This window comes from Streptomyces sp. NPDC000410 (assembly GCF_040300305.1).
Lineage (GTDB): Bacteria > Actinomycetota > Actinomycetes > Streptomycetales > Streptomycetaceae > Streptomyces.
Genome location: NZ_JBEPDM010000009.1, coordinates 33,072 through 57,883, shown reverse-complemented (window position 1 = coordinate 57,883; position 24,812 = coordinate 33,072). Strand labels below are relative to the sequence as shown.

At 73.5% G+C, this 24,812-nt stretch carries 21 protein-coding genes and 1 riboswitch; all 21 genes read right to left on the bottom strand.

The genetic code is table 11. The annotated features are described in order from the left end of the window. Nucleotides 1-3 precede the first annotated feature (3 nt). On the bottom strand, nucleotides 4-369 hold the full coding sequence (locus ABT342_RS13585; RefSeq protein WP_351571739.1) for an energy-coupling factor ABC transporter substrate-binding protein: 366 nt from the start codon (nucleotides 367-369) through the stop codon (nucleotides 4-6). Then, nucleotides 369-1,076 carry an energy-coupling factor ABC transporter permease gene (locus ABT342_RS13580; protein WP_351571737.1) on the bottom strand — a complete coding sequence of 236 codons (708 nt, stop codon included), beginning with the start codon at nucleotides 1,074-1,076 and terminating at the stop codon, nucleotides 369-371. The genes ABT342_RS13585 and ABT342_RS13580 overlap by 1 nt, the downstream gene beginning before the upstream one ends. Nucleotides 1,077-1,105: 29 nt before the next feature. Beyond that, a riboswitch (cobalamin riboswitch) is annotated at nucleotides 1,106-1,324 on the bottom strand. Between the two features lie 54 nt (nucleotides 1,325-1,378). Further along, the gene (locus tag ABT342_RS13575) at nucleotides 1,379-1,789 is read right to left on the bottom strand and encodes a PTS-dependent dihydroxyacetone kinase phosphotransferase subunit DhaM (protein ID WP_351571735.1); all 411 of its coding nucleotides are present in this window, start codon (nucleotides 1,787-1,789) and stop codon (nucleotides 1,379-1,381) included. Next, nucleotides 1,786-2,382, bottom strand: a complete 597-nt coding sequence (gene dhaL / locus ABT342_RS13570) for a dihydroxyacetone kinase subunit DhaL (protein ID WP_351572027.1) — start codon at nucleotides 2,380-2,382, stop codon at nucleotides 1,786-1,788. The genes ABT342_RS13575 and dhaL overlap by 4 nt, the downstream gene beginning before the upstream one ends. Before the next feature lie 80 nt (nucleotides 2,383-2,462). Next, nucleotides 2,463-3,455, bottom strand: a complete 993-nt coding sequence (dhaK, locus tag ABT342_RS13565) for a dihydroxyacetone kinase subunit DhaK (RefSeq protein WP_351571732.1) — start codon at nucleotides 3,453-3,455, stop codon at nucleotides 2,463-2,465. Nucleotides 3,456-3,579: 124 nt separating this feature from the next. Continuing rightward, nucleotides 3,580-5,184 (bottom strand): TRAFAC clade GTPase domain-containing protein, encoded by a 1,605-nt coding sequence (locus ABT342_RS13560; RefSeq protein WP_351571729.1) that lies wholly within the window; start codon nucleotides 5,182-5,184, stop codon nucleotides 3,580-3,582. A 7-nt stretch (nucleotides 5,185-5,191) separates the two neighbouring features. Continuing rightward, entirely contained in the window at nucleotides 5,192-7,669 is a 2,478-nt protein-coding gene (locus tag ABT342_RS13555; protein ID WP_351571726.1) for a GTPase-associated protein 1-related protein, read from the bottom strand. After that, nucleotides 7,666-8,865, bottom strand: a complete 1,200-nt coding sequence (locus tag ABT342_RS13550) for a TRAFAC clade GTPase domain-containing protein (RefSeq protein ID WP_351571723.1) — start codon at nucleotides 8,863-8,865, stop codon at nucleotides 7,666-7,668. Before ABT342_RS13550 ends, ABT342_RS13555 begins: the two co-directional genes overlap by 4 nt. Then, nucleotides 8,866-10,812: an Hsp70 family protein gene (locus ABT342_RS13545; protein WP_351571720.1), complete on the bottom strand. Its 1,947-nt coding sequence runs from the start codon at nucleotides 10,810-10,812 to the stop codon at nucleotides 8,866-8,868. It lies immediately after the preceding gene. Next, the gene (locus tag ABT342_RS13540; protein WP_351571717.1) at nucleotides 10,809-12,926 is read right to left on the bottom strand and encodes an AAA family ATPase; all 2,118 of its coding nucleotides are present in this window, start codon (nucleotides 12,924-12,926) and stop codon (nucleotides 10,809-10,811) included. Before ABT342_RS13540 ends, ABT342_RS13545 begins: the two co-directional genes overlap by 4 nt. Then, nucleotides 12,923-14,287 (bottom strand): coiled-coil domain-containing protein, encoded by a 1,365-nt coding sequence (locus ABT342_RS13535; protein WP_351571714.1) that lies wholly within the window; start codon nucleotides 14,285-14,287, stop codon nucleotides 12,923-12,925. Before ABT342_RS13535 ends, ABT342_RS13540 begins: the two co-directional genes overlap by 4 nt. Further along, nucleotides 14,284-14,934 carry a 4Fe-4S single cluster domain-containing protein gene (locus tag ABT342_RS13530; protein WP_351571711.1) on the bottom strand — a complete coding sequence of 217 codons (651 nt, stop codon included), beginning with the start codon at nucleotides 14,932-14,934 and terminating at the stop codon, nucleotides 14,284-14,286. The genes ABT342_RS13535 and ABT342_RS13530 overlap by 4 nt, the downstream gene beginning before the upstream one ends. Continuing rightward, nucleotides 14,931-16,235, bottom strand: a complete 1,305-nt coding sequence (locus ABT342_RS13525) for a hypothetical protein (protein ID WP_351571708.1) — start codon at nucleotides 16,233-16,235, stop codon at nucleotides 14,931-14,933. Before ABT342_RS13525 ends, ABT342_RS13530 begins: the two co-directional genes overlap by 4 nt. After that, nucleotides 16,232-17,137 (bottom strand): protein phosphatase 2C domain-containing protein, encoded by a 906-nt coding sequence (locus tag ABT342_RS13520; protein WP_351571705.1) that lies wholly within the window; start codon nucleotides 17,135-17,137, stop codon nucleotides 16,232-16,234. The genes ABT342_RS13525 and ABT342_RS13520 overlap by 4 nt, the downstream gene beginning before the upstream one ends. Continuing rightward, complete coding sequence (locus tag ABT342_RS13515; protein WP_351571702.1) at nucleotides 17,134-17,901, bottom strand: vWA domain-containing protein; 768 nt, start codon at nucleotides 17,899-17,901, stop codon at nucleotides 17,134-17,136. The genes ABT342_RS13520 and ABT342_RS13515 overlap by 4 nt, the downstream gene beginning before the upstream one ends. Then, on the bottom strand, nucleotides 17,898-18,107 hold the full coding sequence (locus ABT342_RS13510; protein WP_351571699.1) for a hypothetical protein: 210 nt from the start codon (nucleotides 18,105-18,107) through the stop codon (nucleotides 17,898-17,900). Before ABT342_RS13510 ends, ABT342_RS13515 begins: the two co-directional genes overlap by 4 nt. 128 nt (nucleotides 18,108-18,235) lie before the next feature. Then, nucleotides 18,236-19,339 carry a macro domain-containing protein gene (locus ABT342_RS13505; RefSeq protein ID WP_351572024.1) on the bottom strand — a complete coding sequence of 368 codons (1,104 nt, stop codon included), beginning with the start codon at nucleotides 19,337-19,339 and terminating at the stop codon, nucleotides 18,236-18,238. A gap of 55 nt (nucleotides 19,340-19,394) precedes the next feature. Continuing rightward, nucleotides 19,395-20,069 carry an RES family NAD+ phosphorylase gene (locus tag ABT342_RS13500; protein WP_351571696.1) on the bottom strand — a complete coding sequence of 225 codons (675 nt, stop codon included), beginning with the start codon at nucleotides 20,067-20,069 and terminating at the stop codon, nucleotides 19,395-19,397. After that, nucleotides 20,066-20,812: a hypothetical protein gene (locus ABT342_RS13495; protein WP_351571693.1), complete on the bottom strand. Its 747-nt coding sequence runs from the start codon at nucleotides 20,810-20,812 to the stop codon at nucleotides 20,066-20,068. The genes ABT342_RS13500 and ABT342_RS13495 overlap by 4 nt, the downstream gene beginning before the upstream one ends. Continuing rightward, on the bottom strand, nucleotides 20,809-24,360 hold the full coding sequence (locus ABT342_RS13490) for a CHAT domain-containing protein (RefSeq protein ID WP_351571691.1): 3,552 nt from the start codon (nucleotides 24,358-24,360) through the stop codon (nucleotides 20,809-20,811). Before ABT342_RS13490 ends, ABT342_RS13495 begins: the two co-directional genes overlap by 4 nt. Before the next feature lie 190 nt (nucleotides 24,361-24,550). Then, nucleotides 24,551-24,721, bottom strand: a complete 171-nt coding sequence (locus ABT342_RS13485; protein WP_351571688.1) for a hypothetical protein — start codon at nucleotides 24,719-24,721, stop codon at nucleotides 24,551-24,553. Between the last annotated feature and the right edge of the window lie 91 nt (nucleotides 24,722-24,812).

Below are 24,812 nucleotides of genomic sequence, written 5' to 3'. Positions count from 1 at the left end.
CGGCTAGGCCGTCGTACGGTCCGAGGCGGATCCGGCGTCCGCCTCCTGGGCGCCGGCGGCCTGGGCGGCACGGGCCTCGCCCTGCCTGCGGCCCTTGCGCAGACCGAAGTAGTACGCCAGGACCCCGGCGCCGATGGCCGCCTGCAGGGCGAACAGCGCCGACTCGATCTCCCCGGACGGGGGCTCGTACAGCGGCGCGAACCAGGGCTCGTAATCCGGAGCGATCTCGGTGATCGCCGTCTCCGCCTCGGCGTCGGCACCCGCGAACGGCTCTTCCTTGTGGTCACCGAGCCCCAGCACCAGCGGGAACACGGCCAGCGCGGCCACGAGCACCAGCAGCAGCGTATTGATCTTCGCGTTACGGCTCATCAGACCGTGGCCTCCGACTTCTTCTCGCCCTCGCTGCCCCTGCCGCCCTGGAGCAGCACGCCCAGCCGGGTCAGCTCACCCTTGCTCGACTGGACCAGCAGACGCATCACCAGCACGGTGAGCAGCCCCTCGCTGACCGCCAGCGGGATCTGGGTGAGGGCGAAGATGCCGCCGAACTTGCCGAGCGCGCCGATGAAACCGCTGCTCGGGTCGGGGAAGGCCAGCGCCAGCTGGACGCTGGTGACGCAGTACGTGGACAGGTCCGCGACGAACGCGCCGAAGAACACGCTCAGCATCAGCGACAGACCGGAGCCCCGCAGCAGCCTGTACACCGCGTACCCGGCCCACGGCCCGACGATCGCCATCGAGAACACATTGGCCCCGAGCGTCGTCAGCCCGCCGTGCGCCAGCAGCAGCGCCTGGAACAACAGCGTGATCGTGCCCAGCACCGCCATGATGGGGGGTCTGAACAGGATCGCGCCCAGCCCCGTCCCGGTGGGATGGGAGCAGCTGCCCGTCACCGACGGAATCTTGAGCGCGGACAGGACGAAGGTGAAGGCACCCGACGCGCCGAGCAGCAGCGTCGACTCGGGGTGGGCCTTGACCTCGCGGGTGAGTGCGCGTACGCCGTGAATGACGAAGGGCGCGGACGCGGCGCCCCAGGCAGCCGCGTGCAACGGGGGCAGATACCCCTCGGCTATATGCATAGTTGGGAGACCCTCTCCAACACCTCGTGGATGGACAACGCACCTTGGCCGGTCTCCTGGCTTACGGGAGGGGGCCTGGGGGCTTCCCCCAGACGACTTGCCGCCCGACTCCGCCTTCCCGGACGCCGCGGTCTCCCGCGGTGGTCCAGTGGCTTCCTGGTGGATGGAGCCGGACTTCCCGATCACAGTGGCGAGGGCCGCACCGGTACCGCACCGGTTTCCCGAACACCAAGGCGGTGTGACACTAGTGGTTTGACCAGGTGCATCACAAGCCGCGCACGGATGCGTACGGAGACGTGACGTCACACCTTCCGGTAGCCGTACGCCTCCGAGGCGGCCGCCTCCACCGCGTCGAGGTCCCCGCCCGCCGACGCCGTCACCAACGCCGCGACCGCGCCCTCCACGAACGGCGCGTCCAGCAGCCGGGTGCCGTCCGGCAGCTCGTCGCCCTCGGCGAGGAGCGCCTTCACCGTGAGCACGGCACTGCCGAGGTCGACCAGCACGGCCACCCCCGCACCGCCGTCCACCTCCCGCGCCGCCCTGGTGATCAGCTCCGAGCTGGTGCCGAGCCCGCCGTCGGGCGTACCGCCGGCGGCCGCCACCGGGGCGGTCCCCCCGCCACCGGCGAGGCCGGCCGCCAGCTCGGCGACGGCGGTCGCCACCGCCGCGCTGTGCGAGACGAGCACGATGCCGACCGGGCGCGTCGGGTTCATCGGGCCACCTCCTCCAGCGCGGCGATCAGCAGCGCCGACGACGTCGCCCCCGGGTCCTGGTGCCCGACGCTGCGCTCGCCCAGATAGCTCGCCCTGCCCTTGCGGGCCAGCATCGGCACGGTCGCGAGCGCGCCCTGCTCCGCGGCCTCCCGCGCCGCCGCGAACGACTCGTCCAGCGCCCGGGCCGCCGGCTCCAGCGCGTCCAGCATCGTCTTGTCACCGGCCTTCGCCCCGCCGAGCTGCGCCACCGCGGCGACCCCCGTGCGCAGTGCCTCGGCGAGCTGCTGCGGCGTCACCTCGGCGGCGTCGCCCAGCGCCTTGCCCGTACGCCGCAGCAGCGTCCCGTACAGCGGCCCGGACGCGCCCCCGACCGTCGAGATCAACTGCCGCCCGGACAGCGTCAGTACGGCCCCCGGGGTGTCGGTGGCCTCCTTCTCCAGTACGGCGGTCACGGCGGCGAACCCGCGCCGCATATTGGTGCCGTGATCGGCGTCCCCGATCGCCGAGTCCAGCTCGGTGAGCCGGTCGGCCTCGCGGTCGACGGCGGCCGCGGCGACGGTCATCCAACGGCGGAAGAACCCGGCGTCCAGCACACGCTCCCCTTCGGTATGTCCCGTGGATCCCACGGCTCCCATGTCCTCCATGCCTTCCCTGTCCTCCGCGTCTCCCCGGATCAGCACCCCCAGCGCAGCGCGGGAGTCCGCACCGGCGCGTCCCACAGCCGCAGCAGCTCCTCGTCCATCGCGCAGAGGGTCACCGAGCAGCCCGCCATGTCCAGGGACGTCACATAGTTCCCGACCAGGGTGCGGGCCACCGGCACACCGCGCTGGGCGAGCACCCGGTGCACCTCCGCGTTGAACCCGTACAGCTCCAGCAGCGGCGTCGCACCCATGCCGTTTACCAGCACCAGCACCGGACTCGACGGCTTCAGGTCCTCCAGGACCGCGTTCACCGCGAAGTCCGCGATCTCGCCCGAGGTCATCATCCGCCGACGCTCGCGGCCCGGTTCGCCGTGGATACCGATGCCCAACTCCAGCTCACCCGGCGGGAGATCGAACGTCGGCGTGCCCTTCGCCGGGGTCGTCACGGCACTCAGCGCCACCCCGAAGCTGCGCGAGCGCTCATTGACCCGCCGCGCGATCGCCTCGACCCGCTCCAGTGGCCGACCCTCCTCGGCGGCCGCCCCCGCGATCTTCTCCACGAACAGGGTCGCGCCCGTGCCGCGCCGCCCCGCCGTGTAGAGGCTGTCGGTCACCGCCACGTCGTCGTTCACCAGCACCCTGGCCACCTGGACGCCCTCGTCCTCGGCGAGCTCGGCGGCCATGTCGAAGTTCAGCACGTCGCCGGTGTAGTTCTTGACGACGAACAGCACCCCGGCCCCGCTGTCCACCGCCGCGGCGGCCCGCACCATCTGGTCGGGCACGGGCGAGGTGAACACCTCTCCGGGACACGCGGCGGACAGCATCCCCGGCCCGACGAACCCGCCGTGCAGCGGCTCGTGCCCGGACCCGCCCCCGGAGACCAGCGCCACCTTCCCGGCGACCGGGGCGTCACCCCGGATCACGACGCGGTTGTCGACATCCACCGTCAGCTCGGGATGGGCGGCGGCCATGCCGCGCAAGGCGTCGGGGACGACGGTCTCGGGGACGTTGATCAGCATTTTCAACGGGTACCTCCAGCTGGGAGTGGCGCCTGCCGCGGGTCCTGGGGTGCTGACTCCTGTGACGGTCCATCAGGACATGCTGCTGCGCCGTCGGCCAGGGCCAGTATCGCGATGAGTGCCCTTGTGGTCACCTAGCGGCGCGTCGGAAGCGCGCTCCGAGCGGGGGCCGCGCCGCGCGGCCGCGCTCCAGGCACCAGTCCACCAGGGGCGCGATGCTCGCGTGCATCTCCTGCTCCTGGTCGTCGGTTCCGTCGACCGTCACCGCCGCCGTGAAGAAGAATCGGACCTCCTGGAACTCCAGTTCCATGTACTCGATCAGATTGCGCAGCCCCAGCTCCTTGCACAGCCAGTCACGGGCCCACCCGCTCTCGTCGCCGCGGTCGGGCACCAGCCCGTGCTCGTCCAGCAGGTCCGTCTTGCTGATCGCCACGGCCAGCCGGGACCGGTTCAGCGGAGCTCCCATCTGGGCCACCGTCTGCACCGACGGCCCGAAGACGAGCTCCGGATGGACCGGCGAGGCCAGCGTCCGGTCCACCGAAGGGCCCGGCCGTGGGTCGCGTCCGGTCCAGAACGTGTCCACCGCGAGCGGGTCCAGGACGAAGACGAAGGTGCGTGCGGCGCGGAAATAGCGCAGCACGTCGGTGTCCTCGCGGTTCACGAACCGCTCACCGGCCGTGTCGAAGAGATGGACGAGACGCTCGGCGCGCCCGCTGCCCAGCAGGAACGAGTGCGCCCGGGGCAGCGTCCGCTGGGTGCCCAGGGTGTGGCCCCTGATCTGCAGCACCTCGCGCAGCACCCGGTACTTGGCGAGCGACTCCTCGTCGGCGAGCCGGACCGCCGGGCCGCCGCGCCCTGCCGCGTGTTCGAGGGACAGCAGCATGGCGGCCATCAGCTGGGTCTTGCCCGCCGCCCGGCCGCCGATCAGCGGCAGCACCAGCTCGGGCGCGTGCCCGGCGTCCGTGTTCATGGGCTTTCCGCACGCCTCGTGGGTGCAGTACGCCTGGAGCCTGGCCTTCCTGCGCATCAGCAGCAGCAACGTCGGCAGCCTCCCGCCGCACTCGCAACGGCGCCGGAAGATGCCGTACCTGCCGGGCCGGATGTCGCTGTGCCGACGACGGCAGGTGTCGCGCGGACAGTCGTACGCCGGGTAGGGGACCCGCTCGAAGCAGTGCGGGCACAGCAGGCCCGTGTGCAGCCGCTTCATCCTCAGCACCGCCCGGTCCAGGGCCCGCAGGGCGACGGCGGTCAGCCGCGTGGCCCCGCCCAGCAGGGCCACGGCGGCCGCGTGCAGGAGCAGCAGCGTCCCGAGCACCGGAACGGCGAGCGCCGCGCCGAGCGCGAGACCGGCCCAGAGACTCAGCCCGTACAGCGTGGACCGTGCCCCGCGCGGCCCGCTGATCCGCTCCTGGGTGACCGTGCGGAAGCTGTCCCCGACCTGCCGGGCGAGCATCCGCCGCCCCAGCGTGAGGAGTTGACGCAGATCGCGGACGGCGGGACCGAAGAAGTAGTTGCGGTGGGCCGGTACGGGCTCGTCCTGCGGACGGTGGGGCGGGATCGTCTCGAACTCGGGGGTACGCCGGTGCAGTACGCCGACCAGCAGGCGGCCGTACCGCCAGACCAGCTCGCCGACCAGACCGATGGCGCGCAGGGCCGCGGTGACCGAGATGAAGGCCAGAACGATCGTGAGCAGGGCCGCGATCAGATACTGGATGCCGAGGCCGATGTCCGGCATGTTCGCCTCACCCCTCCCCGCCCGGGCGGGGGCCCGGGTCACCGCTCGTCGGCCTGCGCCCGGTGAAGCGCCGCAAGAGTTTCTTCGGCGCGCCGACGCGCTGCTCGGCGCGGTCCACGAGCCAGTCGGTGAGCCGGGCGTCGTAGGGGCGTACCCGCTCGGCGAGCCGCTCGGTGTCGGCGGTCCGCCACTGATCGGCGGCGTGACGCCGTACGTCGGCGGCGATGGCGCGGTGCGCGTCCGGCAGCCCGGTCCTGGCGCCGACCAGGGCCAGCCCGGCCACATGGCCGAGCAGTACGTCGTCGATCCGGCCGCCACCGCGCGCCGCAGCCCGGACGGCGTGCAGGTAGGCGTTGGCGGGGCCGAAGTCCAGCCGGCGGACCATCTTCGGTACGCCGGCGGGATCGGCGCGCAGCCGCACCAGCGTGTCCGCCAGCCGCAGCAGCTTCAGCGCACGGGGCGGGGCCCACATCGGGTCGAGCGGGACCGCGAAGGCATCGGCCAGCCGGGTCGCCTCGACGGCGGTCCGCAGCTCGGTGTCCCGGGCGAGGGTGACGGCGACGCACTCGGCCGTGTCCGGCGGCAGCCACAGGAACCTGGTACCGACGGAGAGCAGCTCGCACAGGTGCAGACACGCGGTGAGACCGGCCTGGTCCGAGATCTCCTGCCGGAGGGTACGGGTGAAGTACTCGCCCACCGCCGGGCCCACCGGCCGTCCCTGGGGCAGCGCGAGCGCGATCTCGCCGGCCTCCTCGTACGACCACGGGGTCCGCCGCCACAGCGCGTCCAGCAGCTCGGCGTCCGGGACATCCCGTCCCCGGTGCCGCAGGATCCGGAACAACACCGCGACAGTGGTGGCCGGTTCGCGTTCCGCCCGCGCGATCCAGTAGTGCTCCAGGAGCCGCGGATGGTCCCGCAGATCCCCCTCGTCGAGCAGCGCGGCGGGGAACTGGGAGAAGAGCTGGTGCTGGCCGCCGCGCGACCCGACCAGCTCGGCCACCGCGGCCGCCAGGGAGGTCCTGAACTCCGGCCGGTGGTCCATGAGTTGTCCCACCTCCCGCTGGAGCGAGGGCAGTACCGCATGGGTCGCCGCCCGGTCCAGCAGGCCCCGGGCCAGCTCCCGGCCCACCCGGCCGACGACCTCGGCCGGCGGGTCGAGCCGGGCGCCGTGGGCCCACAGCAGGTGCCGTACCCGCTGTCGTACGCCGACGGCCTCGTCGAGCAGCCGCAGCCACAGCTCGGCGGCCCGCTCGCGCAGCGCCGGGTCGGCGATCGGCACGGGTGCGGCGGCCTCCTCCGCGCCGGTCAGATAGGCACGCATCCGCGACTCGTGCAGCGTGCCCTCCAGCTCCTGGTGCAGGGCGAGATCGCCGCCGGCCAGCGCGGCCGCGCTGAGCGCCGCCAGCCGGCCGTCGTCCAGCCCTCGGTGCTTGAGGTAGATGTCCCTGGCCACGACGGCCCGGCGGGACCCCAGATGCGCGGCGCCGCCGAGCCAGCCGACCACGGCCGCCACGTCCTCGGCGGTGAGCGCGATGCCGCCCGCGGCGGCAGCGGCGGCCACCGGGGCGTGCCAGTCGCCGAGGTGGCGCTCCTCGCCGTCCGCGTACTCCGCCGTCCAGGACCAGACCGGCCCGATCGACCGCACCCCGATCCGTACCAGCAGCCGGACCAGATAGTGCAGCGGAACGGCGTCGGGGAAGCGGCCCGTCGTGAAGTCGAAGACCGGATACGACTCCTGCTCGTCCGGGCCGATGCCGGCCTCCGCCTCCGGCACGGTGCCGATCAGATGCAGCCGGCTGCGGGTGGGGCGGGAGAGGTACGTCGTGAACGACAGCCGTCGGGCGAGCCGCGGCGGCAGCAGATAGCTGACGGCCGCGAACCAGTGCGCGATCCGGTCCGTGGAGCTGTCGACCACGACGACGGAGCGGTCCTCGGCGAGCGCGGTGAACACGGCGGCCAGCAGACACGGCAGCTGATCCGCGTGCGGGTGCTCCCGCAGAAACCCCTGCACGGCACGGGGGGTCAGCGGTCCCCGGGGCGGAGCGGCCCCGAGCGCCGGGATCTCGGTGGCCGGCGCCCGCTCGGTCGTCCACGCGGACGAGTCCCACAGCTCGATGCCGAGCATCCCGCCGCCCGCCGCGGCGAAGTCGTCGCTGTGCAGGGCGTGGGCGAAGTAGTTCCCGAACCGGCGTGCCGAGTCCCGGCCCACGTACCGCACGTTGAGCACGGTCGCGCCCTTCCCGGACGGTCCGGACGGGACGAAGCAGAGGCTGACGGGACAGCGCGCGAGCTGCTGCGGCGTGTCCGACTCGACCAGGGAACGGGGCGGGTCGTAGCCGGCCAGCGTCTCGACCGTGTGCATCGTCTCGGCCGAGACCCCGGCGCTCACCGCGTTGAACTGGAAGCCCGAGAAGCCGGTGAGCCCGCGCTCGCACGAGGTGTAGTACAGCTGCTGGAAGACCGGCCGGGAGCCCTCGCCCGTCATCCCCGCCCCTTCCCCTTCCGCCGCACCTTCCGCGGCACCGAACCGAACTCGCTGAGCAGCCACAGCAGAGGATCGGCGACCCGGTAGGGCTGAATGCCGGTCGGGGCGACCCTGGCCTCGGGGGTCGGGCTGTTGCCGAGAGCGGAGACGCCGAAGTAGCGGTAGCGGGCGTAGTTGTTCTCCAGCGCCTGGTCGATCGGCACCCCGTCCCAGTCCTTGAGGAGCTGCCGCACCTCCTCGTGCACGCTGAGACTGTCCTCCACGTCGAACTGGTTGCCGGTGGGCGGCTGCGCGCGCAGTGGACTGCCCGCCTCCAGCTGGTGCCAGAAGGCGTCCAGCTTCGAGAAGACCACCGCGATCGGGGTGTCCACCTTCCTCGGCGTCCCCTTCTGGAGGCCGAGCAGCATGTTCGTCACCCGGCTCAGGACGTTGCCGGGCGCGTCGACGCCCTCCGATCCGGGCAGTGCGGTGCCGGGCCTGGCCGCCTTGCGGGCGCCCGGCATCTGGAGCGGGTCGAGGAGGAGGATGATGCCGTCGGCGTTCGCCAGGTACCGGGTGTTGATCTCCATGCCGTCCCGGGAGCTGAAGTCCTCGCCCGCGGTGTCGAAGAACGACAGGACCGTGTGCTGCGGCCGCTCCCCGAAGAGCCCGCGCCGCCGCAGCCCGAACCGGAAGACCAGCGGCTCGACCCGGTTGTCATTGGCGACCGCCGTACGGGTGCCGAGGAACATCTGGCCGTCGCGGAACAGCTGATCCTGGTAGTCGGAGCTGAAGCGCAGCATCGTGGCGTCGTCCGCCCCCATCAGCGCGGCGCCGAAGGCGGCGCCCACCTGATGCATCACCTCGTGCAGCAGCACGGTCATGTACACCGTCTTGCCGGACGCCTTGGCCCCCACCATGGCGATCATCCGGTTCTCCACCATGCCGAACTGCACCGGGAGCGTGGAGTGGCACACCGGACAGATCCGGTACGTCGTCTCGCCGTCGCAGTCGGGGCAGACGGCGGTCGGCTTGCGCCCGTCCCCGGCGAAGTCGGGGCCGACCTCGGCGCGCTGGCCCATGCGTTCGGCGAGTATTCGGTCGCGCTTGCGGGGGCACCGCTTCTGGGTGGGGCTCATGCGGCTGTTGCAGCGGAATCCGATCTCGCGCGCCGTGAACGTCTCGTAGCAGTACGGGCAGGTCAGTCGTCTGGCCATTCAGGTCACTCGCAGTCGGTGCAGCGCCGTGGGGCGGATGTCGATGTCGGTGTCGGCGTCGGCCGGGAAGCAGACCAGCCAGGACGGCTCACGCGTGGCGGGCAGCGGGAACTCGACGGAGACGGGCACCCGCGCGGGCAGCCGCTGGGCGGGCACCTCGTACAGCACCGTGCCTTCGGCGGTGCTGGTGGGCCGGTAGCGGCCGATGCCGTGGACGATACGGACCGGGGGGAGCTCGCAGCCGGTCTCGCAGCTGAACGTGACCGTGGCGAAGCGTCCTTTGAGGCGGCGGCGTACGGACGGCTCGTACTCGACGACGGGCCCCTCCGCGGCGACGATCAGCGACGACGAGCCCTCGCAGTCGATCGAGGGGTCGGCGGGCGCCAGGGCCTCCACGGTGAGCGTGACGGCGCCGCGGCCGACCGGGAGAACGAGGCCGCCGTCGTGCTCGTAGACCCGGCGCAGACAGCGCATGTCGCCCGTGTCCAGCGGGTTGTCGGGGCTGTCGCCCTCGACCCGCCAGCGGACCCGGGCGGTGAGCGCGTCGGGGGGCCAGGCCCACAGGACGAGCAGATGCTCACCGCGCCGCATCGCCTGGAGCTGGTCCACGGGGACGGCGACGAGGGGGCCGTGGACGGGGGCGGCGCCGTCCTCACGCGCGGGGGAGCCGGGGTCGGGGGAGGGGGGCTGCGTGGCTGAGGGGGCCGTGGGGTCCGGGGTGGGGGCGAAGGGGGCCGTGGGGTCCGGGGCGAACGCGTCCGGGGCGTCCGGGGCGGGGATGAAGGCGTCTGCGGCGTTCGGGGTAGGGGCGAACGCGTCCGGGGCGGGGACGGTGGTGTTGGCGGTGGTGCGCGGTGGGGTGTCGGCCGTGGTTCCGCTGAGGGTCTCCGCGGGCGTTTCCGGAGGGCGCGTGACGTGGCTGCGGGCGGGGTCAGGTCCGGGGGCCGCGTACGGCTCGGTGCGTCCGCCCGCGCTGTCCGCGCCGGCCCGGGCCGCCGGCGGCTCCGGGTCCTCGCGGCGCTGCCACCACTGCGGCTCCGGGTCCTCCACGGGGGCCGGCGCCGGTGTGGCCGCCGGCTCCGGGGCCTTGCGGAGCGCGGCGGGCGGGCTCGCCGGGCCCGAGAGAATGCGGAGCAGTCCGAAGTCCTCCAGGGCCAGCAGGCCCCGCACGACAGCGAGTTCGGGAGCGGTGCACCGCACCAGCAGGCCCAGGTGCGCCTCCAGGGCAGCCGCCGTGCCCGGGGTCGCCGACAGACCGCCCGCGAGCAGTACGGCATCCGGTGGCTGCGCGGCCGCCGCCAGCGCCTCGGCCACCGCGGCCCGCGCCCGTTCGCGCAGCGGTGCCACCAGCCGGTCCAAGGTCTCCCGGTCCAGCGTCAGTTCCCCGACCGAGGCCGTCTCCCGCTCGTCGAGCAGTCTGCGCAGCCGCTCGGCGACCGGGCGCGGATCGCCGTCACCCCGGGCGCCCGGGAACCGCCGTGTCAACTCGACGGCGACGACCTCGTCCCAGTCGTCACCGCCGAGCAGGTGGGTGCGCGAGTCCACGACCCGCACCGTCCGATCGGGGGTGATCGAGAGGACGGTCAGGTCCAGCGTCGTCGCCCCCTGGTCGCAGACGAGCACCGTACGGTCCACGCCCTCGACGACAGCGGCGTAGTGCAGCGCCGCCGCCACCGGTTCCGGGACCGAATGGCGCACGTTCAGCCCCGCGTTCCCGACGGCGCGCAGCAGTGTCAGATCCTGGCCGCCGGGCGCCAGCCCGATCGCGGCCTCGGTGTCCTCCGGGTCCCCTCCGGTGTCCGGGACGAGGGCGCGGAGCGCGGTGAGTGCGGCGGCGGGGGCGTCGGGACGCTCCAGCAGCGTGGTGGCGACGACCGGGCGGCCGTCGCCACCCGTCCACCCGATCCGTCCGTAGCGGTGGCCGATGTCGATGCCGAGCACGCTCATCCGCCCCCTTCTGCGGTCACTTCGGCGGTCACCTCGGGGGTGCCGTCCGTCGCGACCCCGAGCCGGATCCGGCTGCCCGCCGGTGGCCGGTGCTCGATGAAGTGCCGCACCACCGCCGCCCGTAGCCGCTCCAGTTCGTTGCGGATCTGCCGCCCGCCGTAGGCCTGGTGCTCGGGCTCGGACATCCGCTCCGTGATCCAGGGGTGGATGCCCGCGGTGTCGTGGACGAGCTCCACCTGGTACCGCTCGCGCACGGACTCGGCGAGCTGGCCGAGCAGCCGGTCGGCGATCCTGACGATGTGCTCGCGGCGCAGCATGTCGAAGACGACGACCCCGGGCTTGAGACGCCCGTAGATCTCCGGCCGTCCGATGGAGCGGAACTTCTCCTCCACGGCCCAGGTGAAATGCGATTCCAGCATCGCGTACGGAAGGTCGTCCCCGCGCTCCGCCAGCAGGTCCTGCACCCCGTCGGCGCCGGTGTTGGAGGTGAAGATGATCAGGCACTGGGAGAAGTGCGCGGTCTGGCCCCGGCCGTCCGTCAGCCGCCCGTCCTCCAGGATCTGCAGGAACTTGTCCAGCACCTTGGGGTGGGCCTTCTCGATCTCGTCGAAGAGCAGCACACTGAACGGCCGCTCCTGCACCCGGCGGGTCAGCTCGCCGCCCTCCTCGTGGCCGAGATATCCGGGCGGGGCGCCGGCGAGGCGCTCGGCGGCGTGCTCCTGCTGGTACTCGCTCATGTCGAAGCGCGCGTACGCGCTCTGGTCCCCGAACATCAACTCGGCGACCGCTTTGGCGAGTTCGGTCTTGCCGACACCGGTCGGGCCGACGAAGAAGAACGCGCCCCGGGGCCGCGCGGTGCCGGAGCTGCCGAAGTCCACGCCCACGAACGCGGCCTGGAGCGCCGATGCCACGGCTTCGACGGCCGCGTGCTGTCCGATCACCCGGGTCCCGAGCTCGCGCGCCGCGCCGCCGACGGTCTCCCGGTCGAGCTGGGTCCAGGGGTCGATGCTCACATTGAGCCGGTGGACCTCCAGGAGCTTGTCGGGTTTGCGGACAGGGGCGTTCCGTATCCAGGACGTGCGCGACAGCGCGTCGATGTCCCAGCCGCTCATCCCGTCCGTGGCGCCGACCAGGGCCTCGAGATCGGTGCGTGAGGCGTCGGCGGCGCCCTGGAACTCGTGACGCAGCCAGGACAGCCAGAGCCGTCGCTGGCTCGGGTCGGGCGGGCCGATGTGCAGTGCCGCGACCCGCGGATCCTCCAGATGGAACCACCCGGGCAGCCGCCCGATGTCCCCGACCGCGCACAGCACCGCGTTACGGGCACGCGGCGCCGGCCCGCTGTACGGGCCGGGCCGCGGCACGACGGCATCCGTCATCGCCGCCCGCAGTCGCAGATAGCCGAGGTGCGACTGGGGCTGTCCGGGCGGGAGATGGTGGTCGACGTCCTGGAAGACGAACGCGGTGGCCGCCTCGTCGGACGCGACGAGGCGCCGCACGATCGCCACGACGTCCTCGAAGGCCGACACCCGCCGGGCCCGCTGCGGTGCGAGGAGCCCCTCCCGGTTGCGCCGCCGCTCCTCACCACGCCGGGTCTCCTCCGGGGCGGACCCGTTCCGGGGCGCGATGTTCGAAGCCGTGGGGTCCTGTCCGGCGAGCGCGGTCCGCGCGGCCGGATCCTGTCGGGTGGATGCGGCCCGCGCGGCCGGATCCTGAGAGGACCTGTCCCGCTCCGTGCGCGGCAGCCGTGCCACGAGCTCGTCGAAGCGCTTCGCGTGGGAGGGATTCGGGAAGGTGAGCCCGTCGACCGGGTCCCACCAGCCGACGACCTCCGCGCCGCACGTATCCAGAACTCCGGCGACGAGCGCGCGGAAGGAGGCGGGTCGGTCCTCGAACCACCAGCGGTCCCTGATCTGGCCGTCCAGGACGACCTGGCGGCCCCGGCGCAGCTCCCAGGTGAGGGAGACCGCCCACAGCGGCATCATCCCGTCGGCCGCGGCCGGCCCTTCCCGGCGCGCACCGTCCGTGCCAGCGCCCGCGCCCGGCCCCCGCCGCGCACCAGGGCCCTCGGCCGCCGCCGTGCGCGGCTCGTGCTTCTCCCAGTCGACGGCGCTCACGGAGTCCTCCGCGCGTCGTTCCCGGGCAGCTCCAGCCCCACCTGGCGGGGCGGCTTGTCGTCCCACGTCAGCTCGCCCGGTACGAAGCCGTCCCCGTGCATGGCCCGGTGCACCCGGTCCAGCAGCTCCTCCGGTTCGCAGACCGCGCCGCTCTCGGACGCCGTCCGCACGGACATGTCGGATTCGCCGTCCACGTGGTACGTCAGCACCGGATTGCCCTCGGCGTCGGTCTGGACGGTCGCCTCGTACGTCGCTCCGGTCGGCCGCTCGAAGGACAGGACGAACCGCTCGCCCAGATCCTCGCCCCCGCTGAAGGACAGGCCCGCGCCGGTCATGGCGTCCCTGAGGACCTTGGCGAGCTCGCCGCGCCGGGCATGGGCCACCTGGAGCTCGTCCAGCCGCTCCTCCGCGAGGGGGAGCAGCCGCTCCAGCTCGGCCACCGCCGCCAGGGCCGCGTCCACCTGCTCGGCTGCGAGCGCCCCGGTGACGGAGTCCAGCACGTCCTCCAGCCGGTCGGCCAGTTCGGGGTCGCCGAGCTCGACGGCGTCCCGGACCGCGTGCCGGGCGGCCCGGTCGACGACGCCGAACCGGTCCTCCGCCTCGGCGAGTTCCTCACGCAGCGCCTCGGCGCGCTCCGCCTCCGCGGCCTGCGCCCGGTGCCGGGCCTCGGCCAGCCCCGCCACCGTCGCCGTGTGGCGGACGAGCGCGTGCTCCGTGGTACCGAGCAGGGCCTCGAAGGCGACCACCTGCTCCGGGCCGGCCGCCGCCCGCAGCCGTACGAGCAGGTCGGCGCAGCGCAGCCGCCCCGCCTCGTCGTACCCCTCGCCGTTCGCCCCGGCGTCGGCCAGCCGCTGCTCCAGATCCGCCAGCACCTCGTACTGATCCGTCCGCGCGGCGGGCGCGTCACCGGAGGGGTGCAGGAGGACGACCTGACCGCGCAGCTCCTCGATGGCGCCGCCGAGCGGGCCGCCCTCGCCGACCCGGCCGCGCAGTTCGGCCAGTCGCCGCCCGGCGGCGGCGAGCGCGTCACTGCTGCCCGCGGCGGCGCGCACCCGGATGATCAGCTGTTCCACCTCGTCCAGCCGGCGGGCGTCGGCGCGGCCGTACTCCTGGCGGGTCCGGGCGGCGTGCGCCTCCTGCTCGGCGCGCCGTCGTCCCGCCAGTTCCGCGTTACGGCGTTCGATCTCGGCCCGGCGCAGCTCGGCCTGCCGGGCCCGCTCCCGGGCCAGGGCGGCGCGCTGTTCGGCCCGTTCGCGTTCCCGCTGCCGACGTGCGAGCGCCAGGCCCGCGCTCACGGTCAGCCCCAGCGCCGCGGTCACCGGATCGACGGCGACGAAGCTGTACATGGGTGATCCGCTCATGATTCCCTCCGGCCTCGCGTGTGCAGCACGAACCCCCGTGCCGCGAGCTGTTCCTCCATGCCCTCCCGGAAACCGGGCACCGGCGGCACCCCGGCCCAGGAGAACGACCCGTCGGCCTCCACCGAGAGCTCGACGCCCGCGCTCGTGTCCGGGGACTGCGCCAGCAGACGTGCGTAACGGTCCGTCAGCGGCAATACCCGCTGGTTCGACGAGCCGCGCCAGCGCAGACTGCCGTGCTGCGCGGCGACGTACGGTCCGTCCACCAGCAGATCGAGCCGGTCCAGGAGCGCCTGATGCCCGGTGGTGCCCCGGCGCAGCGCCTCGTAACGGAACCCGGAGTACGCCATCGCCGAGAAGCCGGGCCGTGCCTCGCGCACCGCGTCGAGCAGTTCGCTCAGCGCCTCCGCCTGGCTGAACGGCTCGCCGCCGGAGAGGGTGACTCCCTCCACCCCGGTCAACGCGGCCAGCCAGGCGGCCAGTTCGGCCACCTCGCGTGAGGTGCCGCCCTCGAAGGGAAGGGTCTCCGCCGCCACGCAGCCCCGGCAGCGCAAGGGGCAGCCCTGCACCCAGATCACGGCCCGCGTGCCCGGCCCGAGCACGGTGCAGTGGTCCAGGGTCCGGGCCACGGAGAGCAGGTGGGTCGTCATGGCGTGTCCTCCGCCGATCGCGGTCCCGGTCCCGTTCCCGGGTCGGGGTAGCTGTCGACGCCGCGCTCCGCCTGGTCGCACCAGGGGCACCACGGCCGTTCCACCGTGTACACATGCCGCCGGTGGGCCGCGCACACCGTGAGCCGGCCGGGTGCCCGTGCCGCCGCCAACTCCTCGGCCCACAACGCGGCCCGGGGGCGGCGGCGCCCGCCGAACGCGGCCCGCAGCAGCTCGGCCAGCCGTCGCGGCAGCAGATCGGCCGGGGGCGCGGAACGGGGCAGTGTCACCGACGTCCGGTCGGTGATCCGGCACCTCCCGCGCAGCACGTTGTCGTCGTACGACAGATAGTCGCCGCCGTCGGTCGGGTGACCCGCGAACGGGTGCAGCCCGGACAACAGCAACTGGTGCACCAGCACCGCGAGGACGAAGTCGTCCGACGCGCTGTCGGGCGACCCCCCGGACACGGGGGCGCCTCGGGGGTGTCTTGTGGATCCTGCCGGGCTCGCGTGCCCTGGTGCCGCGCCTCGCCGCGTTGTCGTCGGTCGGCATGGCTCCTCCCCTGTAGCCCTTCGGGCACGGGGGTACCCCCAGCCTCCCTCCTCCGCCTTGCGATCCACGGCACCAGACCCTCCCCCTATGCCCTGCGGGCATGGGGGGACCCCCACTCCCTGATCCGGCCTGATCCACAAGGCACCCCCTGGCCCGATCAGCTCCGGAGCCGTATAGCCGGGCGTGCGCATCCGCCCGGGAAACACCTCCAGGCCGTCCGTGAACTGCCACGAATCGACATCCGCCATCCCGACCAGGCCGCTGCGCCCGTCGACCCACAGATTGTCGGGCTTCAGGTCCCCCACCACGTACCCCTCGGCGTGCAGCCCGGCCAGCAGCCGGGCCAGCGACTCGGCCGCGGCCAGCGCGGTCGCCCAGGTCGCGCCGGGCAGCAGGGAACGGCGCGCGTCGGGGGACAGCAGATGGACGAAGGGCTGGAAGGCCCCCCGCATATCGGGCATCACGTAGCCGTCGACCCGGTCGTGCACGGTCCGTACGGCCACCATCGGCCAGGCCAGCCGCGCCGGGGTACCGGCCAGCAGCCGCACGGTCCTCGGCTCGCGCCGCTGCCGCACCAACCGCTCGACCCGGCGCCGGTACGCGGCCGGGTCGGGCGGATCCGGGACGAGCTTGGCCACCAGCGCGCGCGGGTCGTCGACCGCGTACACCACCCCTTCCGACCCGCTGCCGATCCGCTCGGTCAGCAGCCACTCGTGCCCGGCCCCGGACACCACCTTGACCGGCACGCTCACCCCCGTTCCAGCAGCCCGCACAGAACGGTGAGGTCGTCACCGGTGCGCGCCGCGTCCGGCCCCGACAGCAGGGCCCGCAGCGGCTCCGCGTCACCGCCGTTGCGCCGCAGCGTCGCCGCGAGCCCGGAGAAGAACCGCTCCGAGGGCAGCGGGCCCACCGCGTCCGGCAGCCCGCGCACCGACGGATGGTCGAGGGTCAGCGGAGCGCACCCGTCGGTGGCGAGGACGACACCGCTGAGCTCCGGGTCCCACAGCGTGAACGTCCGCATCCGCAGCCGTGCTCCGGGCGACGACAGGAAACCGGGCGGCGGACCGCCCGGATCCGGCGGCGGCAGCACCAGATGGCAGCGCTCGGCCGCCTCGCCCCGCGCGCGCGTGAGCACGGCGCCGAAACAGTCCCCGAGAGCCACGAACGCCACCCACGGCGGCCGCACGACGACCCCGACGACCCCGGCGGCCAGCGCCCCGACGTCGCACACCCCAGGCCCGTGGGCCCGCTCAGGCCGGTAGGTCGCGTCGTATACCCCGGGCCCACCCGCCCGCTCGCCGTCACCGCCGTCCCGCGCAGGCCTGTCCGCCGCGCCGGTCCCACCGCTGCTGGAGCTCAGGACCGCCTGTGCCGCCCGCAGGTACCCGTCGACCACCTCGGCGCCGCGCGTGGCGATCCAGGCCGTCCAGTCCTCCGGACCGGCCGAGGCGTCCGGGACGTTCGCGGTCAGGACCCGGCACGCCGTGTCCACGGCGATGTGCGCGCCGAGCGCGCTGCGGTCGCGGCTGCCGGCGCCGTCCGCGACGGCCAGGACCACGGCGTCGCCGAGGTCGACGGCCTTGAAGGCGTCCTGGCAGCCCTGGCCGGCGGCCAGGTGGCCCGTGCCCTGGACGACGGCCCCGGCGACGATCACAGGCCCTCCTCCAGCTTCTTCATCCGCGCACGCGCCGCGGCCATGCGTGCCACCTCCGCATGGACGTCGTCGGCGTGCTGCACCGCCCCGACCCGGTCGGAGCTCTGGAAGAGCAGATCGAGGATCTGCCCGAAGTCGAGCGTGTCGAGCATCAACGTGGCCTTGGGCGCCAGGACTTGCAGCAGCGGAAGATCCGCACCGCGCACCCCGATCGCCTGGAAGATCCCCTCTCCCTGCTCCTCGCAGCGGCGCAGCCGCCGTGCCGTGCCGGCCAGCTCCCCGGCGTCCAGCGGTCGTCCGTCCTCGTCGCTGGGGGCGCCGTCGGTCAGCACCCACAGGAACGGGCGCCGCACCGGGACCTTCCGCTCCTGGAGGGACCGGTAGCGTGCCCGCGCCAGATCGAGCGCCGTGTCGACCGCCGTGGTCATGCGGGTGAAGCCGGACGCCCCCAGCCGTGGCGGGCGCACCTGGTCCACCGGGACGAACAGCCGGTCCGCGACGGCCTCGTCCGCGGCCACCAGACACTCCTGGCCCGGGTCGTACACCCGCACCCGCGAGTCGAAGGTGATCAGGCAGACCTCCACCCGCGACCGCAGCCGGGGCTCGGCCCGTACGCCCTCGAACCAGCGGGACAGCGCGGTGTTGAGCTCGTCGATACGCGGACGGTCCGACGGCCGGCCCATCGAGGCCGAGGTGTCGAGCAGGATGACGACGGGCTGCCGCTCGTCGTACCCGGAGGCCGGCCCGAAGTCCACCGTGCTCATCCGCGCGCCGCCCCGCGCGCGTACGCGACGAGCCGCCCCAGCCCCGCGTCGTGGCGCACCTCGACCTCGGTACCGGGCAGCGCCCCGGGGGGGTGCGGAAGCATCCGCAGCAGCACCCCGTCGACCAGCACGTACGCATCCGGATCCGGATGGCTCACGATGCGCCCGACCGAGCCGTCAGCCCACTCTTCCATCCCCCTGGTCATGTGGATCACGCTACGTGACACCCCGTCAAATGATCTGTGCTTTCGCGTAATTGGTTCATGGGCCGGGCCGTCCGGAGAGCGTGCGCCGCCGGTCCCCCGATGCTCCCCGAACGGCCCGGTACCTCCAGTCAACCGGACCGGCCGGTCGCGGACCGGTCGCCCGCGGGGCGGATCCTGGCCGGCAGCCGCTCCAGCAGCGCGGCCGCTTCCGGCGTGCGTACGACGAAGTGGACCTCCCACCGCGCGCCCCGCGCCAGCTCCGCCTCCACGGCCGCCCACAGGGCCCCGACGCTGATCCCGTACGGCAGCCCGCCCCGGCCCGAGCCGAGCAGCGGGAAGCACACGGAGCGCAGCGGCGGCTCGAAGCGGTCGTGCTCGGCCGCCAGCACGTGCAGCACCCGGGCCGCGGCCCGGGTGACATCGGCGGGCAGTACGTCGTAGTCGTTGGTCCCGGCCCGGGGCACGGCCACCGCGGCGTGGTAGATCCGGCGGATCCCCTGCGCGGCCAGGGCGCCGGAGCCGGTCGGCGCCACCGTGCCGGGCACGACCGGGCGGCCGGAAGTGCCGTGTCGCGCGGCCCACTTGCGCAGCTCGTCGTGGACCGGGTCGTCCAGGACGTCCCCGGTCACCCCGCGCACCGCCGCCGCACGCCGCAGCGACGCGGAGATCGACGACTTGTACGGCTCGGGCAGGGCGAAGAAGGTGTTGGCCGGCGCGACCACCACATCCACGTCACGCAGCAGGTCGACGGGGTGGAGGTGCACGACGAGCCGCGCGTCGCGCCCGCCCGCCCTGACCTCCACGACCCGGTGCGTCGCGGTGTTCCAGCCGTCCTCCCCGGATGCTTCCTCCGCCCGTTCCCGCGCCGGTCGCTCCGCGAGCCGGACGACGGCCTCGGCGACCTGCCCGAGCACCATGAGCTCCTGGTCCTTGCGGAACCGCTCGACGCTCACCCCGTACACCTCGGCGGCCCTGCGCCGCCGGTCGGCGCCGGGCCAGTCCCGGGTGCCCTGCGCCAGGCCCAGGGTGTACTCGGCGGCCGTACGCAACGTGCCCGCGTCGAGGTGCGACACCGCCAGCCTGAGCAGGGTCTCGACGGACCCGTCCGGGGTCGCGGCGGACGCCGCCCCGGTCAGCGCGGTCAGCGCGAGTCCTCGCAGCCGTACGAGTCCCGCACGCCGAACTTCCTTCAATTCATCGACTATTGACTTATGGTCAGAAAACGGCGGCATATCCGCCACGATCGCACCGGGCACCCCATGCCGACAACCGTCGGATCAGGGCGAGTCACCGCGGCCACGGCGGTACCACCGCCGCCCGCAACGGTGCCAGCAGCCGGTTCAGTTCGGCGACCCCCGAGGGCGAACCGAGCTCCGGGATTCCACCGGGCCCGCCCATGTCCAGCGCGTCACCCCCGCCCGCGACACAGCGGTCCTCGAAGAGCACCGACGCGAGCCGGGGCCGGTGCCTGCGCGACTGCCACACCAGCCCCCAGGCGCCGGGGGCCTGCGCACGGATCTCGCTCGCCCAGCGCCTGGTCTTCGCGTAACGGTCCCCGTCCGCCTCCAGCAGCCAGGAATCCTGGCACACCGCCGCCAGGTCCTCCTCGGTGATCAACGAGATCAGCGGGAGGTCGACCCGCGCCCGCAGCGGGCTCAGGGACTTTCCCCGCACCGCGGCGTACGGGATGAGCCGCATCCCCGACTCCACGTCGAAGTCCAGTGACCGCAGCAGCGTCTCGGCCAGCGCGGTCGCCGGGTCGGTCGCCAGGTACAGATACGCGTACGGGTCGTACGAGGTGCCGTCGAAGCGGTTGCCGCCGAAGTGCGCGTCGACGGACACCGGGTTGAACTGCGCGGCGGGACGCTGCGCGCTGTGCACGCGCCACAGCTCGGCACCGGCGGGGATCACATACGGATTGGGCCGCATCGTGTACGCGGACGGGGGGACGGTGCCGGTCATCGGTCCCCCTCCACCAGCGCCCGGGCGGCGCCCGACAGCACCTCGTCCGGCACCTCCCCGAGCAACGAGGCGGGCGGACCGCCCAGCCACAGGTTCCCGCTCAGCCACCAGTCGGCCGCGCCCCAGGGGTCGACGTCCGCGAGCAGCAGCCGGTTCACCTGGCGTACGACGGCGATCGGTCCACCGGCCCGGCCGGTGAACTGGAACGCCGGGTAACGGTCCCCGCGCACCGGGTCGTCCAGCCGGATCAGCTCGGGCGGCGGATCGTCCGCGCAGCGGGCGCGTACCTCTTGCGGGGAGAGGGAGGGGGCTGCGAGAAGCCGCCGCTGGACGGTCGCGACGATGACATCGGTGGTGACGTCGGCGGTGTTGCGGCCCGCGTCCTGGTCAGGGTGGGGGTCCGGCGTCGCCGCCGGGCCGGGGGCCGGTTCCGTGAGGCGTACGAGCAACTCCCGGGCCTGCACGGCAGTGTGCGCCCCCGCGGCGCCCTCGGTCAGCCGGACGCCGGTGTCCACAGCCAACCGCACCGGATGCTCGAGCGGCAGTGGCCGCAGGGCGAACTCCACCCCCCGCAGTGCCCTGCGGATCGCCATGACGCCCTCGGGCGCGTCGGCGAGGGCCCGTACTCTGGTGACCAGCAGCTCGTGCTGTTCGTCGTTCAGGCACGCACGGATGCTCTCCCGGTGCTCGCCGATCAGTTCGAGCAGCCGGTGCGCCCGGTCTTCCGGGTTCTCCGGATTCATACGGCTCCTCCTCCCCGGCGTCCCGGCCCCGGATGTCCCTGGTGCGTGAACGCGGCCCAGATCGCCGGCCGTTCCAGCCCCGGGCGGGCCATTTCGCGCAGCAGTTCGCCGCTGAGCGTCCCCGGATTCCTGCGGCCGGGGTCGAGCATCCACATCTGGGCGGCGCGCAGCGCGTCCGCCGGACTGAGCCCCTCCACCGCCAGGTGGTGGTGGAACACCGTCATCATCAGCGCGGACGCGGCGTCCTGGGTCGTCCACCGTGAGCCCACCACGTCCCGTGCACCGCCCGCGACGAACGCCGTCGTCAGGGTCAGTGCCTCGTCGTGGTCACGATTGCTCAGGTCGGTCTCGCAGGCACTGAGCACCACCAACGGGCCGTCCGGACGGGTGGTCCGGCCGGCCGTGTGATCGAGCAGCCGGGTGACGGTCAGCATCCCCGGATCCGTCTCCGCCGCCTTGCCGCACTCCCCGGTCGGCGGCACCTCGGTCCCGTCGGGGACGGCGAGATGCAGCGCCGAGACCGTCGGCCGGGTGCCCGTCGAGCCGTGCGACGCGACATGGAGCAGCGAGACGTCGCCGTGCAGCAGCCCGAGCAGTTCGTCGGGCGTGCCCGCCGACTCCGGTGCGACGGGCGGCTCGTAGAACTCCCCGTACAGCCGCGCCGCCGGATAGAAGGCCTCGCGCAGCGCGAGGGCCTCCTGCTCGGCCCAGGGGAGATCGATGCGCGGGTCCGCCACCAGCACGGGGGCCGCCGCCGGGTCCCGCCGGGCCCGCTTGACCGTCCGCAGGAACTGGCCTGCCGAAGCCGCGTAGCTGATGACCATGATCTGGCAGGCGTAGTCCTTGGGCGCCGCCTCCGGCAGCCGGGCGGCATGCCACGGTACGACTCCGAGCTTGCCGCACGGCACGAGGACGAGCCTCGGCCCTCCCGGCCTGTCGCGGCGACGGTTCTCGTTGGCCTGGAGGCGTTGCGCGACGTCCTCCGTCACCGGGCCGATGACCGCCGTGAACGCCCAGTCGCACAGCTGCGACAGCGCCTCCTCCCAGGCCTGTTCGGCGGCCGGCTCCCCGATGTGCCGGGACCGCTCGGCCGCGGCGTCCAGATAGCGTTCGAGGGGGCCGCTCTCCGCGCCGGACAGCAGGGGCAGCCCGAGCGTGCCGGCCCCGGTGTCCGGGCCCACGACGACCGCCATCCCCGGAGCGTCGTTGAATCCGGCGACCAGATAGACGAGCGCGTCGGCGTCGGCGTCGGCGACCGCGGCCTGGATCTCGGCGACGGTCGGCGTCGTCATCAGCCCCTCCTGCCGGTAGCCGAGTGCCTCCAGAGCCCGGCGGCGCAGACTGCTGGGCAGTTCCCGGGGCAGCCCGGGTCCGGCGGGTGCGTCGTCGGGTGCGTCGACCGCTGCCTGCCATGCCTCGGCCAGCTCGTCGTGCCCGCGCGCCCTGAGGCGCTCCGGGACCGTGGCGGACGCGGAGGCCGCGTGGAGTACCAGGGCCCGGCCCAGCTCCAGCGCCGCGACGGCCTCCTCCACACGGCCCTGCGTACCGGACCAGAAGGCCGCGCGCACCCCGCGCTCGACGCTGGAGCGTGCCGCCAGCAGTCCGTGCTCGGAGCCCAGTTGCAGCAGTACGTCGGTGGTGAGGGCGCGCAGCGACTCTCGCGCTGAGTCCGTGGACGCGACCAGGTCCTGCTTCGCGTGCGCGAGCAGCCAGCGCACGTGGTACAGCTCGGCCAGGTACCAGTGGATCTCCGCGGCCAGCCGTCCCACGCCTCCCTCCCGGACGCCCGGTCCGAGCTCCTCGAACGCGGTGATGGCGCGGTCCAGATCCGCGAGATCGCCCGAGAGCGCGAAGAGGCTGCCCAGGTGCCGTGCCGCGTCGTAGCGGGCGAAGAGCGAGGTCGACGTGTCATCCAGCTTCAGGCCGCTGCGGAGGCGCTCGGGGTCGGACGTGAAGCGTGCCTGGGCGGAAAGGGCCTGGTTGCCCAGCTGGTCCAGCATCTTCCCGAGCACAGGGGGCACACTGCCCTTCAGGGCGGCGGCCCGTTCCAGGTACTGGGCGGCGATCAGGCGCGACGCCGGGTTGCGGGTGAGCTCGGCACGCGCTGTGTACGCCTGGCCGAGGCTCATCAGGAGACTGGCATGGAAGGTGGCCATCCCGGACGGCTGCGCCTCCAGCCGGCGAAGCTCCGCGATGACAGCGTCGATGGCGGTCAGATCCTCCGCGTCCAGCGCCGAGCTCAGCCGCGACCCCAGAGAGAGCAGTCGGCCCATCCCCAGCTGCGCGCCGAGGGGGGTGCTGAGGTCGCGCGTCGTGTGCTGCTCGCCCTCGGCCTGGGCGAGGCGCCTGCCGAGCTCGCTGTCCCGGAGGTTTCCACCGTTGCCGTGGGCGACCTGCAGCATGGCGGCGGTCATGGTCCGCATCATGGGGGCCAGATCGGCATCGGGAGACAACTGGTCGTACGCCTGGGACATCTGGCGCAACGCCGCGTCGTACGCCGCCGGATCGAGGTCCTGCCCCGCCGCGTAGGCCGAGAGCATGGCGGAGAACATGCCAGGAGCGGCGGCGTCGCCGGGCGGGGGACCGTCGCGGTCGGGCGTGTGCTCGGTCGGCTTCGTCGGCTTCGTCGTGTCGGCGGCAGGCTCGGCTGCCGTCGTTGGTGCGGGGGCTGGTGCGGCCGGCGGTGCGGGGGCGGTAGGCGGTGCCGGGGGTGGCGGATCGTCCGACCGCGCCGGGCCGGTCGTCGCAGGTGGCGGCGTCGCCGGGGCGAAAGCCGGGCTTGACGCCGTCGGGCGTGCTGCCGCCGGGCGGAAGGGCGGGCTTGACGGCGTCGGGCCTGCTGCCGGCGGGCCGAAAGCCGAGCCTGCCGCCCCCGGGTTGCCGGACAGCACATCCATCATCTGGGCCATCTGCGCCGCGAAGGGGAAGTCCGGGGGCAGCGTCGCCATCAGCCTCTCGGCGCCCCCGGGAAGGAACGCGCCCTCCAACGCGACCATGGATGCCTTCGTCTGCTCCAGGTGCTGTGCCAGCTCGGGTGGCAGATACTCCAACCGCACGTCCGCGAGCAGCGACCGGATCTCCTCGAAGGCGTCCTCGACCAGCCCGGCCTTCCGCGCGTGCCAGTTGAGCAGGAACGGTATATCGAAGTTCCCGTCGATGACGCCGGGGAGCTCATGCACGGGAAGCGCCGTTTTGAGGAGTAACACCGTTGCCCACTGGGCGTCCACGACGGACGTCGCCGCGCCTGTCTGCGGATCCCGCGCCCGGCGGAACAGGTCCCGTGCCCGCTCCCGGTCCTCCGGCGTACCGCCGCCGAGCAGATAGCGCAGCGTGAGCACGACGCCGAGCCGGACGGAGACGCTGCTCCGCAGCGCCGCATCGTGTGTCAACAGCTGTTCCAGCTGGGTGAGTTCGTCCACCGACCGGTCGTACTCGTGCCGGGTCGGCGGCAACGCGCCCTCGACGGGCAGCAGTCGCTCGGCCCGCACCGTCGCGTCCGCCGCCCACGCGCGCAGCCCCGCGAGGCCCCCGCTCTCGTCGTCGCCCACCCGTCCCCCTCGTCACCGCTGTGCCGCCGCCGGACGACCATGATGACCGTGCCGCGCGTGCGATGGCGGAAGAATCCCGCCAGTGCCCGGAATCCGACCGGAACACGACCGGAGCGAACGGTCCCGCGCGACGTGGTCCCGGGTGACGCGGCCCGCACGGACGGGTGCGGGCCGGCACTCGGGTCCGTGATCAGCCGACGATGTAGTACCCGGCGATCACGTTCGCGCCCAGATCGCACCACACGGTCGAGGTCGCACTGCCCCAGACCCACGGACCGTAGTGCCGGTAGACGTAGCCGTTGTCCCAGCGCTTGCAGTCGATCGCGCCACGCCAGCGGACGCTCCCAGCACCCGCCGACATCGCCCCTACACGGCGCCTACACCAGTGCGTGGCCATTGCACTTTGTACCGGGCCGGGATATGACCGGGCGTCCCGCCTCGATCCGAGGAAA